Annotated in this window: 13 protein-coding genes; 5 read left to right on the forward strand and 8 right to left on the reverse strand. The window is 65.9% G+C overall.

Annotated elements, in window-relative coordinates:
- The first annotated feature begins 312 nt into the window (after positions 1-312).
- Positions 313-2532 carry an NADP-dependent isocitrate dehydrogenase gene (locus tag ACN9M4_RS05090; RefSeq protein ID WP_426302478.1) on the forward strand — a complete coding sequence of 740 codons (2220 nt, stop codon included), beginning with the start codon at positions 313-315 and terminating at the stop codon, positions 2530-2532.
- A gap of 88 nt (positions 2533-2620) precedes the next feature.
- Here ACN9M4_RS05090 and ACN9M4_RS05095 read toward each other — a convergent pair whose 3' ends face one another.
- Positions 2621-3724, reverse strand: a complete 1104-nt coding sequence (locus ACN9M4_RS05095) for an FAD-dependent oxidoreductase (protein ID WP_426302479.1) — start codon at positions 3722-3724, stop codon at positions 2621-2623.
- A 109-nt stretch (positions 3725-3833) separates the two neighbouring features.
- Here ACN9M4_RS05095 and ACN9M4_RS05100 point away from each other — a divergent pair, with 109 nt between their 5' ends.
- A complete protein-coding gene (locus tag ACN9M4_RS05100; protein WP_426302480.1) occupies positions 3834-4301 on the forward strand; it encodes a DoxX family protein in 468 nt (155 codons plus the stop codon).
- A gap of 313 nt (positions 4302-4614) precedes the next feature.
- On the opposite strand, the gene ACN9M4_RS05105 is transcribed toward ACN9M4_RS05100, so the two are convergent.
- A complete protein-coding gene (locus ACN9M4_RS05105) occupies positions 4615-5694 on the reverse strand; it encodes a Gfo/Idh/MocA family protein (protein WP_426302481.1) in 1080 nt (359 codons plus the stop codon).
- A gap of 13 nt (positions 5695-5707) precedes the next feature.
- Positions 5708-6322 (reverse strand): DinB family protein, encoded by a 615-nt coding sequence (locus ACN9M4_RS05110; protein WP_426302482.1) that lies wholly within the window; start codon positions 6320-6322, stop codon positions 5708-5710.
- Between the two features lie 155 nt (positions 6323-6477).
- Between ACN9M4_RS05110 and ACN9M4_RS05115 the strand changes: the two genes are divergently transcribed.
- Genes ACN9M4_RS05115 through ACN9M4_RS05125 form a run of 3 tightly spaced genes read left to right on the forward strand, consistent with a single transcriptional unit; the run spans position 6478 to position 9529 of the window.
- Positions 6478-7650 carry a hypothetical protein gene (locus ACN9M4_RS05115; protein ID WP_426302483.1) on the forward strand — a complete coding sequence of 391 codons (1173 nt, stop codon included), beginning with the start codon at positions 6478-6480 and terminating at the stop codon, positions 7648-7650.
- 2 nt (positions 7651-7652) lie between these two features.
- A complete protein-coding gene (locus ACN9M4_RS05120) occupies positions 7653-8351 on the forward strand; it encodes an ABC transporter ATP-binding protein (RefSeq protein ID WP_426302484.1) in 699 nt (232 codons plus the stop codon).
- Positions 8348-9529, forward strand: a complete 1182-nt coding sequence (locus ACN9M4_RS05125; RefSeq protein ID WP_426302485.1) for an ABC transporter permease — start codon at positions 8348-8350, stop codon at positions 9527-9529. The genes ACN9M4_RS05120 and ACN9M4_RS05125 overlap by 4 nt, the downstream gene beginning before the upstream one ends.
- A 59-nt stretch (positions 9530-9588) precedes the next feature.
- Here the strand turns inward: ACN9M4_RS05125 and ACN9M4_RS05130 are convergent, their stop codons facing one another.
- The 5 genes from ACN9M4_RS05130 to mmsA all read right to left on the reverse strand — a co-directional run bounded on the left by ACN9M4_RS05130 (position 9589) and on the right by mmsA (position 15924).
- Positions 9589-10275 carry an ABC transporter ATP-binding protein gene (locus tag ACN9M4_RS05130; protein WP_426302486.1) on the reverse strand — a complete coding sequence of 229 codons (687 nt, stop codon included), beginning with the start codon at positions 10273-10275 and terminating at the stop codon, positions 9589-9591.
- Positions 10276-10277: 2 nt separating this feature from the next.
- Positions 10278-11696 carry an ABC transporter permease gene (locus ACN9M4_RS05135; protein WP_426302487.1) on the reverse strand — a complete coding sequence of 473 codons (1419 nt, stop codon included), beginning with the start codon at positions 11694-11696 and terminating at the stop codon, positions 10278-10280.
- Positions 11697-11873: 177 nt separating this feature from the next.
- Positions 11874-12971 carry a substrate-binding domain-containing protein gene (locus tag ACN9M4_RS05140; RefSeq protein ID WP_426302488.1) on the reverse strand — a complete coding sequence of 366 codons (1098 nt, stop codon included), beginning with the start codon at positions 12969-12971 and terminating at the stop codon, positions 11874-11876.
- A 54-nt stretch (positions 12972-13025) separates the two neighbouring features.
- Positions 13026-14315 carry a multiple monosaccharide ABC transporter permease gene (mmsB, locus tag ACN9M4_RS05145; RefSeq protein ID WP_426302489.1) on the reverse strand — a complete coding sequence of 430 codons (1290 nt, stop codon included), beginning with the start codon at positions 14313-14315 and terminating at the stop codon, positions 13026-13028.
- A gap of 22 nt (positions 14316-14337) precedes the next feature.
- On the reverse strand, positions 14338-15924 hold the full coding sequence (gene mmsA / locus ACN9M4_RS05150; protein WP_426302490.1) for a multiple monosaccharide ABC transporter ATP-binding protein: 1587 nt from the start codon (positions 15922-15924) through the stop codon (positions 14338-14340).
- Between the last annotated feature and the right edge of the window lie 20 nt (positions 15925-15944).

Here is a 15944-nt window from a genome sequence, read left to right on the forward strand (position 1 = left end):
CCGCCGCGGGATAACGGAATGAAATTACCCGGGCTGTGACAGTTTTGTAAATAGATGTTTCACAGTTTGTGATAGCACTCTATGAAATACGACGCGGCTCAAGTGCCGCGCGACGCTGTTCCGGCGGCGCGTCATGCAAGCCGGGGAATCCTTGCAATTTAGGGGCAAAATGGGCCGCTGTGGCATAGTTGGAATGTTCCGCCGGGCATCATCCGGCAAACAACGCAAGGGGTTTTGTGGTTCGTCCTGCGTGCCGACAGGAGCAGTGGCGAGGTCGCAGCCCCGGGAGACCTTCAGGGAGACGCCCGAGCAATGGCCAAGATTATCTACACCCACACCGATGAAGCGCCGATGCTGGCCACGTATTCCTTCCTGCCGATCATCGAGGCCTTCGCTTCGACGGCGGGCGTGGACGTGGAAACCCGCGACATCTCGCTGGCCGGCCGCATCATCGCCGTCTTCGGTGACTACCTCACCGAAGAGCAGCGCATCGGTGACGCCCTGGCCGAGCTCGGCGAACTGGCGAAGAAGCCCGAAGCCAACATCATCAAGCTGCCCAACATCAGCGCATCCGTCCCGCAGCTGAAAGCGGCCATCGCCGAACTGCAGGGCCAGGGCTACGCCCTGCCGGACTATCCGGACAACCCCTCCTCGGACGAAGAGACGGACATCCGCTCCCGCTACGACAAGATCAAGGGTTCCGCGGTGAACCCGGTGCTGCGCGAAGGCAACTCTGACCGCCGCGCCCCGCTGTCGGTGAAGAACTACGCCCGCCAGAACCCGCACTCCATGGGTGCCTGGAGCAGCGACTCCAAGACCAACGTTGCCACCATGGCTGCCGACGACTTCCGTTCCAACGAGAAGTCCGTGGTGATCCCGGCCGACGACACCCTCCGTATCCAGCTGGTCCGCGAAGACGGCACCGTCAAGACCCTCAAGCAGTCCATCCCCGTGCTGGCCGGTGAAGTGGTTGACGGCACCGTCATGCGCGCCGCCGCCCTCGATGAGTTTCTCGCCGCCCAGGTTGCCCGGGCCAAGGAAGAAGGGGTGCTGTTCTCGGCACACCTGAAGGCCACCATGATGAAGGTCTCGGACCCCATCATCTTCGGCCACGTGGTCAAGGCCTACTTCGCGGACCTCTTCGCCAAGTACGGCAAGCAACTGGACGCCGCCGGCCTGAGCGCCAACAACGGCCTGGCCTCCATCCTCAACGGCCTCGACGAACTCCCGGAAGAGATCCGCGAAGAGGTTGCCGCCGCCATCAAGCAGGGCCTGGAAAACGGCCCGGCACTGGCCATGGTGGACTCCGACAAGGGCATCACCAACCTGCACGTTCCCTCCGATGTGATCGTTGACGCCTCCATGCCGGCCATGATCCGCACCTCCGGCCACATGTGGGGCGCGGACGGCAAGGAAGCCGACACCCTGGCCGTCCTTCCGGACAGCTCCTACGCCGGCGTCTACCAGGTCGTGATCGACGACTGCCGTGCCAACGGTGCCTTCGATCCCACCACCATGGGCACCGTTCCGAACGTCGGCCTTATGGCCCAGGCCGCCGAGGAATACGGCAGCCACGACAAGACCTTCGAAATCCAGGACGCCGGCAAGGTGCAGCTGGTTGACGGTTCCGGCAAGGTCCTGCTCGAGCACGAGGTTGCCCCCGGCGACATCTGGCGCGCCTGCCAGACCAAGGACCTGCCGATCCGGGACTGGGTCAAGCTGGCCGTCACCCGCGCCCGCGCCTCCAAGACCCCCGCCGTGTTCTGGCTGGACGAAGAGCGCGCGCACGATGCCCAGCTCATCGCCAAGGTCAAGGAATACCTCAAGGAGCACGACACCGAGGGCCTCCAGATCGAGATCATGTCCCCGGTGAAGGCCACCGCCTTCACCCTGGAGCGCATCCGCAAGGGCGAGGACACCATTTCGGTGACCGGCAACGTGCTCCGCGACTACCTCACGGACCTCTTCCCGATCCTGGAACTGGGCACCAGTGCCAAGATGCTCTCCGTGGTTCCGCTGATCAACGGCGGCGGCCTCTTCGAAACCGGCGCCGGCGGCTCCGCCCCGAAGCACGTCCAGCAGCTCCTCAAGGAGAACTACCTGCGCTGGGACAGCTTGGGCGAGTTCCTGGCCCTGGCCGTGAGCTTCGAGCACCTGGCCACCACGGAAGGCAACGCCCGTGCACAGGTCCTGGCCGACACGCTGGACCGCGCCACCGGCACCTTCCTGCTGGAAAACAAGTCTCCGGGCCGCAAGCTGGGCACCATCGACAACCGCGGCAGCCACTTCTACCTGGCCTCCTACTGGGCGCAGGAACTGGCCAAGCAGACCGCCGACGTCGAACTCGCTGCCTCCTTCGCGAAGGTCGCCGAAGCGCTGACCACCGGTGAGGAAACCATCGTGGGCGAGCTGCTCGCCGTCCAGGGTTCCCCCGTGGAAATCGGCGGCTACTACCGTCCGGACGCCGCCAAGGCTTCGGCCGTCATGCGCCCGTCGGAGACCTTCAACAAGGTGCTTTCCATCCTGAAGTAGCCTCTGCCTAATCCAACTGACTCGCAGTTAATGTCGTTCTGAGCCCTCAAAACGACAACAACTGCGAGTCAGTTGGGTTAACGCCCCTTTAGCGGGCTGCCGCGAAGCGCGCCGGGGCCACTCCGCCGGCGGCAATGTCCGCCAGGACCCGGCCGATCGCCGGGGTGAACTTGAAGCCGTGCCCCGAGAAGCCTGCGCCGACCACGAGCGGGCCGAAGCCGTCGAGCACAAAGTCTTCGTTCGGCGTCGTGGTGTAGGTGCAGCTGATCGGCACCGCCGAGGAAGGGTCGACGCCGGGAAGCCACTCGCGCGCGTACCGCACGAGGGCGTCGAGCTGTTCGGGTTCGGGCTGGAAAGTGCGGGTGTCCGGGTCCGTGACGGGGCCGACGCCGTGCCATCCGGCCTTGATGCCTTCGCCCGGGGTCAGCATGCCGTAGACGGGGCTGTACCAATAAGCGTCCCGCGGGTCGCCTGGATCGGGGCTGTGGTTGAAGCTCGGCCAATCCAGCGAGTCATCCATCGGGGTGAAGTGGGCCGGCTGTTCCTGGGTCACGAGCAGCGGCGGCAGTGTGGCGAGTCCCTCGAGGACCTTGCCCGTCCAGGCTCCGGCCGTGACCACCACGCGGCGGGCCGCGAACTCGCTGCGGTCCGTCAGCACCAGCACCGAGTCGGCGCCGAGGACGCGGATGCCACGGACCGGCGTCGAGTATTCGAAGCGGGCGCCACGGGCCTCGGCCGCTTTCCGCAACGCAAGGAGTGCCTCGGCCGCCCGTACCCGGCCGGAGCCGGGCACGAACAGGACGTCGCCGCGGAAGTTCATTCCCCGCCAGCGTTCTGCAGCCTCGGCGGCGGAGATGAAATGGCTCTCGATGCCGCGTTCCTGGTGGGCTTCGTGGACGGTGCGGAGCCGGTTCACGTTGCCGTGGTTGGCCAGTCCGACGAGGTCCAGGAGCTGCGTTCCGGCTTCCCCGGCCAGCTCGTCCCATAGTTCCCTGGACTCGGCAAGGAGGTCGAGGTAGTCGGACTCGGCGTAGGCGGTGTTGAAGTTCCGGGTGGCGCCGTGCGAGGCGCCGATCCTGTGGCCTTCCTCGAACTGTTCCAGGAGCACCACTGATTTGCCGCTACGGGCCAATTGCCACGCGGCCGCCGAGCCCATTGCTCCGCCGCCAACCACCACTACGTCAACATTCATGCCTTCCATTCTCCCGTTTCACCCTAAGTAGCTCGCAGTTGTTGTCGTTTTCGGCCCTCAAAACGACAACAACTGCGAGCCAGTTGGGCAGGCGGCATAGATTGGGTGGGTGAGTTTCCTCAATCCTTCCGCCGCATCCATCTCATACGGAACCGCCCTGCTCCGGATCTGCGTCGGTGCCCTCCTGGCGCTGCACGGCGTCCGGAAGATCCTGGCCGGCCAGGAGGCTTTCGAGGCGTCCATTGCCGGGATGGGCGTGCAGAAAGCGGAGATGCTGTCCTGGCTGGTCATCGCCGGTGAAACCGGCCTGGGCGCGATGTTCCTGTTGGGGGCGTTCACCCGCCTGGCAGGTTTCCTGGCGGCGGTCATGTTCGCTGCCATCTGGTTCGTCACCGAATCCGGCAAGCCCCTGCTGGCCGGGACGGGCGGGGTCGCGGGCGAGCTGCCCATTGTGTACGTCGTGGTGTCGCTGGCCTTTGTGTTCCTGGGCCCGGGCGCAGCCTCGCTGGACCGGAAGATGTCCGGCGCAAGAGTCACCGGTGGGAGAGTCTCCGGCGGGAAAAGGGGCAGGCGCTAGCCAGCGCGATGAAGTTCAGCATGGTGGCCCCGATATTGACAGGGACCGCTATCGGAGCCACCACCTGAGCTCCGGCGGGACGCCACCCGTCGGAGTAGTAGCCGTGGTTTCCGAAGCAGCATACGGCTTGCGCAGCTTTGATCTGACGCCCCCAGCCTCTGACTCAGATTCAACGGTTGCGTACATCGTAGGGCCAGGAAAAAAACCGGTCCACAAAAAGGGGGAATCTCTACGCCAACTGTCATGCCGGGCGCCCTGAATGACGGGAAGAGGCCGCCGGTACGGAATCTTCCAAACCCGTATGACGCCCCTGTCACATACCCTTGGGCAGATCGTTGGCGTAACGGATCCCCAACTGGGAGCGGACGCCGTCGAACAAGCGCATGATGTCCAGTGAGTGCTCCCACGGCATCACCGGGCTCTCCGTGAGCCCCTGCTGGATGCACCGGGTCACCTCGCGGAGCTCATAGCAGTAACCCACACCCACGACGTCGAAGCGCTCCACGCGCGGCTCGTCCCACCCCGTGCGGATGTGCAGTTCGCGCGGATTGTTGATGGAACCATGCGTCTGCAGGAAGCCTTCGGTTCCGGCCACGGATGCGGTGCGCGGGCCGTGGGCGAGCAGCGATGAGGTCAGTTGCGCCAGGGCGCCGCTGTCGTAGCCTAGGGTCAGCGCGTTCTGGGAGTCCACGCCGTCGCTGTTCAGGGTGCCCACGGCGCTGACCGTCTGCGGCGCACCCAGGGTGCCCCACGCCCAGAGGAGCGGATAAACGGTCAGGTCCAGCAATGCGCCGCCGCCGTCCGCCGGCGCCCAGATCCGTGCGGCTGGGTCGTACGGTGCCGGGAAGCCGAGGTCCGCGCTGACCCATTTGATTTCGCCCAGTTCGCCCGAGGCGGCGATGGCGAAGGCCCGCTGCATGCTCGGCAGGAAGCGGCTCCACATGGCCTCCATCAGGAAGAGCCGGCGTTCGCGGGCCAGCCCCACCAGTTCCGCGGCCTCGCGGGCATTGATGGTCAGCGCTTTTTCGCAGAGGACGTGCTTCCCGGCTTCAAGCGCCGCCTTGGCCACCTCGTAGTGCTGCGCGTGCGGCGTGGCGACATAGACGACGTCCACCGCGTCGTCGGCAAGCAGGCGCTGGTAGCCGCGCAGGCCGCCGTCGTCCCCATAGGCTTTCTTCGCGCCGTGCGTCGCAGCGAAGGCATCAGCCGTCTCCTGGCGCCGCGAACTGACCGCGTACAGTTCGGCGTCTTCGAGCTGGAGCAGGTCTCCGGTGACGGTCCTGGCAATCCCGCCCGTGGCGACAACGCCCCAGCGCAAGGTCTTTCCAGTGGCGGCCCGCGGGTCCTGGTTTTCCTGGCTGAACAGCCATGGCCTGGCGATGTGCTTGCTCATGGTGACCATCCTCTCACCCGCGTACGGCCGCCGCCCTGGCGGCCTGCTCGATTTTCGCGCAGTAGGCTGCACGGGCTTCCTCGTCGATCTGCTTCTCGTGTTCGGCGCGCAACCCGGTCCGGCCGTCAAGGCCCTCCCGCAGGATATCGGCGTGCCCGGCATGCCGGATGGACTCGCCGAGGACATGGAGCATGACGACGAACAGCTTCGTGTCGGAATAAGGCTCCGGCCACCACGGCACGTGGCCGGGGGCGTCGAGGGGAAGCTCGTTGATCGTCGCATCCGAATGCTCCCACGTGCGCCGGTAGAACCCGACGATCTGATCGAGGGTCTCGTGCTCGGATGCCCACAGATCACTGCCGTCGGAGTCCTGCCACGGGGGCAGCGGTTCCGGGGAAGGACGGTGGAAGACCTCGCCGAAGTACCTGGCCTCGACGCTGGCAACGTGTTTGACCAGGCCGAGGAGGTTGGTCCCGGTCGCTGTCAAAGGCCGGCGGGCGTCGTATTCGGACAAACCGTCGAGTTTCCAGAGCAGCGCCTTGCGGTCCTGCCGCAGCCTCCCGTGAAGGTTGTCTTTCGCGAAGTCTTCGATCATGTGCCCTGAGCCTGCCACAGGCCGCAGTTCCATGCCACACCCAGGTCGCGCAGGTACGAGACTTTTCATCCGATGGGCCAGGTAACTCTCAAGCTGCGGGATGAGCAAACATACCGGTCGGTACGTTTAGGCTGGGGGGATCATCCCTCGCAGAGCGTTTCTGTGGGGAGTTACCGAATGGAGCAGGGATGAGTGTCTTTCGACGTGTCGTCTTGCCGGTGGCGCGGCTGCTGGTCTTTGCAGTCATAGCTGTGGCCTTGGTGAAAATCGCCTTTATCGACGGCCTGCGGCCCGAGGAATCCGGGCCTGCCCCGATGGCGCAGGTGGGGACGCCTGCGGTGCCCGCGGTCCGTGCCACCGTGACGAACACCGTGCAGGTCAAGGCGACCGTCCAGAGCGATCCCGCCCAGGCCGTCCGGAGCACCGCAGCCGGAACTGTGGTTTACATCTACCGGGAAGCCGGGACCACGGTAGCCAAAGGCGAAGCGGTCATCCAGGTGCGGACCGAACAGCCCCGCGAGCCGGTGCCGGCCCCCGGACCGGGTGAAGAACCCGCCGAAGAGCAGAGCAGCGAGCCTGTGTACACCTACACGGACGTCCCGGCGCCTGCAGCCGGCAAAATCAGCGAACTCGGTGTGTTGATCGACCAGCAGGTGACCGTCGGCGAAACCGTGGGCAAGGTGGACCCGGGAAGCTACACGGTGTCCGGCCCAATGACCGCTGCACAGCAGTTCCGGCTGCTCGGCAAGCCGGGCTCGGCGGAGATCGCGCTGACTGGCGGCCCGGCGCCCTTCACCTGCCCGGAAGTCACCGTGAAGAACAACGCCTCCGACGCCGGTGCCTCCGGCGGCGGGACGGGCGGCGGCACGGGTGCCGCGGGCACGGCGGTGCCGGCGGGCGGTCTGCGGCCGGCCGCCGTCGCGATTCCCGGCGGGGGAGGGGAAGCACCCCAGGACGGCGGACCGGCCACCGGGACCCTGAGCTGCGCCATTCCCTCCGGAACGGAGGTCTTCGCGGGCCTTGGCGCCACCATGACCGTCACGGCGGGCGAGTCGAAGAACGTCATCACCGTTCCCCTGAGCTCGGTGAAGGGCAGCGTCAAGGAAGGAATCGTCTGGCTGGCAGGGGACGCCGCCGCGGCCGTGCCGGCCGCGGGTGCCGCGCCGGGGGCCGCACCTGGAGGTCCTGCCCTTGAACCGGAGCCGCGCCGCGTGAAGCTCGGCCTGAACGACGGCTCCAAGGTGGAGGTCACCTCCGGCCTGGCCGAGGGCGAAATGGTCCTGGAGTTCGTGCCGGGCGCCGCCGCGAATCCGGCCATGCCCGGCCCCGGCCAGATGATGTATGGCCCGGCGGGCGGCTAGGCATGGAGACTTTGCTGAGCCTGCGCGGAGTCACCCGCTCGGTGGTCCTGCCCGATGACCAGGAACTGCACATCCTGCGGGGCATCGACCTTGAAATCTCCAGCGGGGACCACACCGCGATCGTTGGCCGCTCGGGCTGCGGAAAGTCCACCCTCCTGAACTTGCTCGGCCTTTTGGACGTTCCCAGCAGCGGCGAACTGGACTTCCTGGGAACGCCGGTGCAGCGGATCGGCGGCAACGCCCGGGCCCGGTTGCGTGGCTCCACCGTGGGCTTCGTGTTCCAACAGTTCAACCTGCTCCAGGGCCGCAGCGCCTTGGACAACGTCATGACCCCGCTGTTCTACGCCAAGGGCCGGGACTTCTGGCGCCGCCGCGAGCTGGCGATGGAAATGCTGGACCGCGTAGGACTCGCCGCCCGCGCGGATGCCAAACCGAACATGATGTCCGGAGGCGAACAGCAGCGGATCGCCATTGCACGGGCGCTGGTGCGGCGGCCGCGGCTGATCCTCGCCGATGAGCCCACCGGGGCGCTCGACGTCGAGACCGGGCAGACCGTGATGTCCCTGCTCGATTCGATCGCCACGGAGTCTGCGGCGGCTCTGGTGACCATCACCCACGACCACAACGTGGCGGCGCTGGCCAGATCCCGGTACCGCCTCGATGCCGGGGTGCTGCAGGCCGCCGAGGAGGTAGCCGCATGACCGGCTTCGTCTCCGCGCTGGTGGAAGCCTGGCAGGAGCTGCGCATCAACAAGGTCCGCATCCTGCTGGCGCTCGTGGGTGTTGCCGTGTCCGTGACCGCCCTGACCTCCGTGGTGGGCGTGGGGGATCTTGCCCGCGAAGGCTTCAAGGTCCAGGCCGAACGCAGCCAGGGGCGAACAGCCACAGTCGCACTGAGCGTCAACGGACCCACAACGCCGGATCCGGTGCGGCTCGAGAAGGCCTACCAGGGGATCGTGGAACGCTACGTGATCAGCTATTGGACCCACACCGGGCAGGCCCAGGCGCGCTTCCAGTTCCCGGGAGGCGTCCAGGATGTACAGATGACGCTGGTGGATCCTGGATACGGGGTCATCCACCGCACGGATGTCACACAGGGCTCCTGGTTCGCCGCGGACGACGAACAGCGGCTGGCGCCCGCCGTCGTCGTGTCGGAAGCGTTCTACAACACGGCCGGCAGGCCGGACCTCGTGCGGAGGCCGCTGGCGAAGCTTGTCGGGGGAGGGGAGACCACGGCGGTGATCATCGGCGTCGTACCCGATCTCTATCCCCAGGCGCCGCCGTCGGCATTCATGCTGAATGGGGCTGCGCAGACTGCCGGGATCGCCGAGGGCCATGGCCAGTTCAAGGTGTGGGTGCAGGACGGACAGGCCGCGGTGCTGATGCCCGCCATGCAGGCGGACCTGCAGATGCAGTTCCCGGACATGTATGTTGACGCCAGCCGCATGGACTACGCCGCCCACGGCGACCCGATCGCCGTCGCGCAGCTGGTGGTGGGCGCGGTGGCCGGGCTTGTGCTGGTGCTCGGCGCCATGGGCATGCTGAACATCTCGATGGTGACCGTCCGCTACCGGGTCCGGGAAATCGGAATCCGCCGCAGCTTCGGTGCCACTTCGGGGCGGATTTTCGTGGGCGTCATGATGGAATCCCTGGTGGCCACCGCTGTGGCGGGGATCGTCGGGGTGATGCTGGCGGTGGCCGTGGTGAAGAATCCGTGGATCCAACGGCAGGTCGCCCCGGCACTGAGCGAATACCCGCCGTTCCCGCTGGAAGCGGCGATGCTCGGCTTCGGTGCCGCCGTGGCGGTGGGCGCCCTTGCCGGCGCGATCCCGGCCCTCGTGGCCGTGCGGATCAAGGTGATCGACGCGATCCGCTTCTGATGCGATCCGGTTCTGACGGGTACCGCCAGCCCGGCGGTATCCATCAGAACCGGCGGCGGTCACGTCCCGGCCGTCACCTCTTCGCTCAGCTGGCCCTGCAGCAGCCGGAACCTGCGGTCCGCCTTCCTGGCCAAACTGCGGTCGTGGGTGACCACCAGGATGGTGGTGTTGTGGTTGCGGCTGAGCGAGCTTAACAGCTCGATGATGTGCTCGCCGGTCTGCTCGTCCAGGTTCCCGGTGGGCTCATCGGCAAGGATCAGCTTGGGCTCGTTGGCCAGGGCACGGGCAATCGCCACACGCTGCTGCTCGCCGCCGGAGAGGCGGTTGATCCGGCGCGAGTGCTTCTCGGGATCCAGTTGCACCTGCTCCAGCAGGTCCCTGGCGCGTTGGGCCCGCGCAGATTTGCGGACGCCCGCGAACTCCATCGGCAGCATCACGTTGTCCACGGCGCTGAGGTTTTCGATCAGCTTGAACTGCTGGAAGACGAAGCCGATGTCGCGGCGGCGGTACTCGGTCAGCTTGCTGTCCGGGAGGCCGGCCAGGCTGATTCCATCGACGACGACGTCCCCGCTGGTGGGCTTGTCCAGCGCCCCGAGGAGGGACAACAGGGTGCTCTTGCCGCTGCCGCTCTTGCCCACGATGGACGCCAGCGCGCCTTTCCCGAGTTCGAAACTGACGCCGTTGACCGGTTTGATGGTGCGGTCGCCGGACTTGAACTGGCGGACCAGGTCCTTGACTTCAATCATGGCTATTCTCCTCGGAGGACTTCGATGGGGCGGATGCGGGCCGTGAGCAGGGCCGGAACGAGGGCCCCGACGACGGCGACCGCGAACACTGCGGCGATGCCGGCGGCGATCACGCCGGGGGAGGCACTCGCGGTGACGGACGTCAGCAGCTGGGTAGCGCCGCCGAAGGGCCCGCCCTGGCCGCCGAAGCCGCCGCCGAAGCCGCCGGAGCCGCGCTGGGCAGTGGCACCCGTGGTGCTGTTTGAACTGATCAGCGCCGAGGCGATGCCGCCGCTGGCGAACCAGGCGATCGCCGCGCCGACGACGCTGCCGAGTGCCACCAGGACCAGGGCTTCGAGGACGAACTGCAGGCCGATGGTGCGGTTGCGTGCGCCGATGGCCTTCAGGACTCCGATTTCGCGACGGCGCTCGCGGACCAGCATAACCATGATGAGCAGGATGATGAGTCCTGCCGTGGCCAGCGCCGCGATGTAGGCCACGAGGGAGATGCCCATGACGCTGTTGAGGGAGCTGACAGCGGTTGCGAGGTTGCGTTGGCCCTGGGTGACGTCGGCCTTGCCTGTGCCCAGTACTGCCTGGAGGGCCGTCTTGGCAGCGTCCACGTTCGCCATGCTGTTGACCGTGACCACCATGCTGGAGAGTTCGCCGGGGGTCTCGGCGAGGGCCTGTGCCTCGGGCAGCGTCAGGTAGACGGCGTTGTTGCCGAAGGTGGTGCCGGCGTCGAAAATGCCCGCAACGGTGAACGCCTTAGCGGCGATGGTGAAGGTGGAGCCGACCTTGAGGCTGTTTTTCTCCGCGAGGGTGGTTCCCACAAGGGCTTTGGTGCTTGCCGCGGCGTAGTTGCCCAGGCCGGTGCCGCTGGTGATGTCCAGGGTCTTGCCTGCGGTGTCCACCTCGGCGCCGATGCCGGTGGCGGTGATCGGCAGGGCGAACGTGCGCACCTGCCCGGTCCCGGTCCCGGTGGTGGTGTTGCCCGCGTTGTTCCGGTTGCCGAGCGTGCCGGCGTCGATGGCTGCCGTCAGGCTGGTGGTGACGCTGGCCGTCTGCCCGCCGGGTCCTCCGCCGCCTGGCTGGGCGGCGCCGGCGGCAGTGCCGGTGGTGTCCGACGTCGTGGTTTCGGTACGAAGCCGCAGCGCCTTGGTCCCCACTACGGAGTCGACGTTGGAGACGGCCGCCGCAGTGGCCGCTTCGGCGGCGGTGAGGGGTTCGCCGCCTCCTTCGAATCCCTGGCCGCCGGCCGGATTGACGGTGAGGACGGTGCCCACGGAGGCATTCAGCTCCTGGACTTTGGCGGATACGGCCTGGTTGGCGACGAGCATGGACAGGGCCAGGCCGATGGCGACGGCCAGGACTGCCACCACGGCTGCCGTTCTGATCTTGTTGCGGAAGGCGTTGCCGACGCTGCGGGCAAGGACGCTCACGGTTCTCCTAGTGATCCGGTGCCGGCCGGAATCGCCGGCGTCGGATCCAACAATCGCGCCCGCTCCTGTGCGGATTGCAGCACGAAGCTATGTTTGCGCTGTGAAGCCACGTCGTGAAGCCTTAAACGAGTGATGCCCGGCCCCTCAGGGGCCGGGCATCACTCTTGTTGACGCGTGTTACTTGGTGATCGGGCCGAGCACCGGATCGTCCACGTAGGCCGTCTTCACGTTCTCCTTGGTGACGATCACCGGGGGAAGCAGGTACGCCGGAACGCGCTTGAATTCGTTCTTGTAGTTGCGGTTGTCATTGATCTCAAGCGCCACGCCCTGCTGCAGGTCCTTGACCATGGTGATGGCGTGCTCAACCAGCTTGCGGGTGTCCTTGTTGATGGTGGAGTACTGCTGGCCGGCCATGATCGACTTCACCGACTCCAGCTCGGAGTCCTGACCGGTGACGACGGGGGTGGGCTTGCCGGCGGACTTCACCGAGGTCAGGATGGCCCGGGCAAGGGTGTCATTCGGGGAGAGCACGCCGTCCAGGGTGGCGGAGGCGTAGCTGCCAGAAAGCAGGGAGTCCATGCGGCGCTGGGCGTTCTCCGGCTTCCAGTCCTGGGTGACGGCCTTGGTGAAGTCTGCCTGGCCGGAGACCACCTTCAGGGTGCCATCGTCGATCTTCGGCTTCAGCACGCTCATGGCGCCGTCGAAGAACACCTTCGAGTTGGCGTCATCCGGGGAACCGGCGAACAGTTCGACGTTGTACGGGCCGGAGGGCTTCTTTGCCTTCAGGCCGTTGAGCAGGGCCTGGCCCTGGAGCTCGCCCACCTTGAAGTTGTCATAGGCCACGTAGTAATCCACGGCCTTGGTGTTGGTGAGCAGCCGGTCGTACGCGATGATCACCGCGCCGGCGTCCTTGGCCTGTTGCAGCTGGGTGCCCAGCTGGGCGCCGTCCACGGCACCGACGATGATGACCTTGGCGCCCGAGGTGATCATGGTGGAGATCTGGTTCTGCTGCTCGGAGACGCCGTTGTTGGCGAACTGCACGTTCGGCTTGAAACCCGCCTTGGTGAGACCTGAGTTGAAGAGGTTTTCGGCAAGGGTCCAGTTTTCGGACGTCTTCTTGGGGAGGGCGACGCCGATCACCGAGTCCTGCGGGAAGCCACTGAGCGCGGTGCCGGCCTTCGCGGCTTCGGAGTCGGTGTCGGAGCGGCCGCACGCGGTGAGGGAGAGGGTTGCTACTGCCGCGAGGACGGTCAGGGTTTTTGCGAGTTTACGCATGGTTGCTTCTCTTTCTGTGTCCAATGACGCCGGTTGCGTGGCGCCGTCGCGGGTTTACTTGGCGGGTTCCGCCGGCTCGGGGGCAGCGATGATGTCACTGGTCCTGGTGGTTTCGTCCGCCGTGGTGGGCGGCTGGTTGCTCTTCAGTCCGTTCATCAGCATGCCGATGATGGAGCGGCGGCCCTGGCTCTTGTTGTAGACGTCGATCGCGACGGCGATCAGCAGGACGAGGCCCTTGATGATGGACTGCATGTCGGCGCCGACGCTGAGCAGCTGCAGGCCGTTGTTCAGGACAGCCATGACCAGGCCACCGACGATCGAGCCGATGACGGTGCCGACACCGCCGGAGACCGCGGCGCCGCCGATGAACACGGCCGCGATGGCGTCAAGTTCCCAACCCACGCCGTCCGCGGGACCGGAGCTGGTGGAGCGTGCCACGAACATCATGCCGGCCAGGGAAGCCATGACGGACATGTTCAGCATGACCAGGAAGTTGACCCGCTTGGAACGCACGCCGGACAGTTCGGCCGCGTGGCGGTTGCCACCCACCGCGTAGACGTGGCGGCCGATGACGGTCTTGGTGGTGACAAAGGCATACAGGGCCACCAGGCCCACGAGGATCAGGCCGGAGACCGGGAAGGAGGTGCCGTAGCGGCCGGTGGAGAAGAGCCAGGTCACGTAGATGATGGCGGCAGCCAGCAGGCCGAGGCGGACGATCGGCACCCACAGGGGATCGGGGGAGCTGCCGGTCTTGGCTTCGAGGCGGCGCTTGCGGAACTCCAGGTAGACGAGGCCGAGCACCAGGAGCACGCCGAGGATGACGGTGGGCCAGTTGTAACGGGCGAAGTCGCCGATTTCGGGGAGGAAGCCCGAACCCATCACACGGAACTCGTCTGGCACGGGCACGGTGAGCGACTTGCCCACGAACTGGTTGAGGCCGCGGAAGAGCAGCATGCCGGCCAGGGTCACGATGAACGCCGGGATGCCGACATAGGCCACCCAGAATCCCTGCCAGGCGCCGATCACCGAACCCAGGACGATGCCGAGCAGGATGCCGAGGTACCAGGGCACACCCCAGTCCCGCATGGCGATCGCCACAACGATGCCGACGGCTGCGGCCACGGATCCGACCGAAAGGTCGATGTGGCCGGCAATGATGACCATCACCATGCCGATGGCAAGCACCAGGATGTAGGAGTTGCCGTTGAACAGGTTGATCATGTTGGTAGGCGTCAGGACCTTGCCGCTGGTGAACAGCTGGAAGAACAGGACCAGCGCCACGAGGGCGATGATCATGCCGAACTGCCGGGTGTCACCGCCGAAGATCCGCTTGAGTGCATTCATAGGGGTTTCCGTCCTTGCGGGCTTATGCGTTCAGAGTCTGGGGTGCGGTGCCGTTGCCGGGGCGTGCCGCTGAGGTCATGAGTTTCATCAGGCTTTCCTGGGTGGCGTGCTGTTTGTCCAGCACGCCGGTGATGGCGCCTTCGAAGATGGTGTAGATCCGGTCGGAAAGGCCCAGGAGTTCCGGGAGCTCGGAGGAGATCACGATCACGCCCTTGCCCTGCCTGGCGAGCTCCTGGATGATGCCGTAGATCTCGTACTTCGCGCCGACGTCGATGCCCCGGGTGGGCTCGTCGAGGATCAGGATGTCCGGGTCCGTGAACATCCATTTGGCCAGGACCACCTTCTGCTGGTTTCCGCCGGAGAGTTTGGCGACGCCTTCGTTCACGCTCGGGGCCTTGGTCCGCAGGCTCTTGCGGTAGCCCTCGGCGATGGCGAATTCCTTGCGTTCGTCCACTACAAGGCCGTTCGTGATGGCCTTCAGGTTGGCCGAGACGGTGGTGGTCTTGATGTCGTCCAGCAGGTTCAGGCCGAGGACCTTCCGGTCCTCGGTGACGTAGGCCAGGCCGGCGTCGATGGCCTGGGGGACGTTGCGGATGTGCAGTTCCTTGCCGTTCTTGTAGATGCTGCCAGAGATGAAGTTCCCGTAGGAGCGGCCGAAGATGCTGCGGGCCAGTTCGGTGCGGCCGGCACCCATGAGTCCGGCGAAGCCCACGATCTCGCCCTTGCGCACGGTGAAGTTCGAGCCTTTGCAGACCAGCCGGTCCGGTACCTGCGGGTGGCCCACCGTCCAGTCTCTGACCTCGAGCAGCACGTCGCCCAGTTCCGGGACGTGGTCCGGGAAACGGGATTCCAAGGAGCGGCCCACCATGCCCTTGATGATGCGGTCCTCGTCCACGCCGTCGCCCTTGACGTCAAGGGTTTCGATCGATTTGCCGTCGCGGATGATCGTGATGGAGTCGGCGATCTGTTCGATCTCGTTGAGCTTGTGCGAAATGATGATCGAGGTGATCCCCTTGCCCTTGAGGCCCAGGATGAGGTCCAGGAGGTGCTGGGAATCGGATTCGTTGAGGGCCGCGGTGGGCTCGTCCAGGATGAGCAGCTTGACCGACTTGTTCAGGGCCTTCGCGATTTCCACGAGCTGCTGCTTGCCGACGCCGATTTCCTTGACCGGGGTGTCCGGGTTCTCGCGCAGCCCCACGCGGGCCAGCAGCTCGATCGAACGACGGCGGGCTTCCGCCCAGTCGATCACGCCGCGCTTGGTGGGTTCGTTGCCGAGGAAGATGTTTTCCGTGATGGAGAGCTCGGGGATCAGTGCCAGTTCCTGGTGGATGATCACGATGCCTGCGTGTTCGCTGGCCCGGATGTCCTTGAACTGCTGCACCTCGGCCTGGTAGACGATGTCTCCCTTGTAGCTGCCGTGGGGGTAGACGCCCGAGAGGACTTTCATGAGGGTGGATTTGCCGGCGCCGTTCTCGCCGCAGATCGCGTGTACTTCGCCGGCCTTGACCCGGAGGTTCACTTCCGACAGGGCCTTCACCCCGGGGAACTCCTTGGTGATGGACCGCATTTCCAAGATCAGCGGATCCTTGTGCGTTGTGGGTGTCGTCATAGGCCCTACGCCTCCAATGC

The sequence above is a fragment of the Arthrobacter sp. R-11 genome, from assembly GCF_049913155.1.
Lineage (GTDB): Bacteria > Actinomycetota > Actinomycetes > Actinomycetales > Micrococcaceae > Arthrobacter.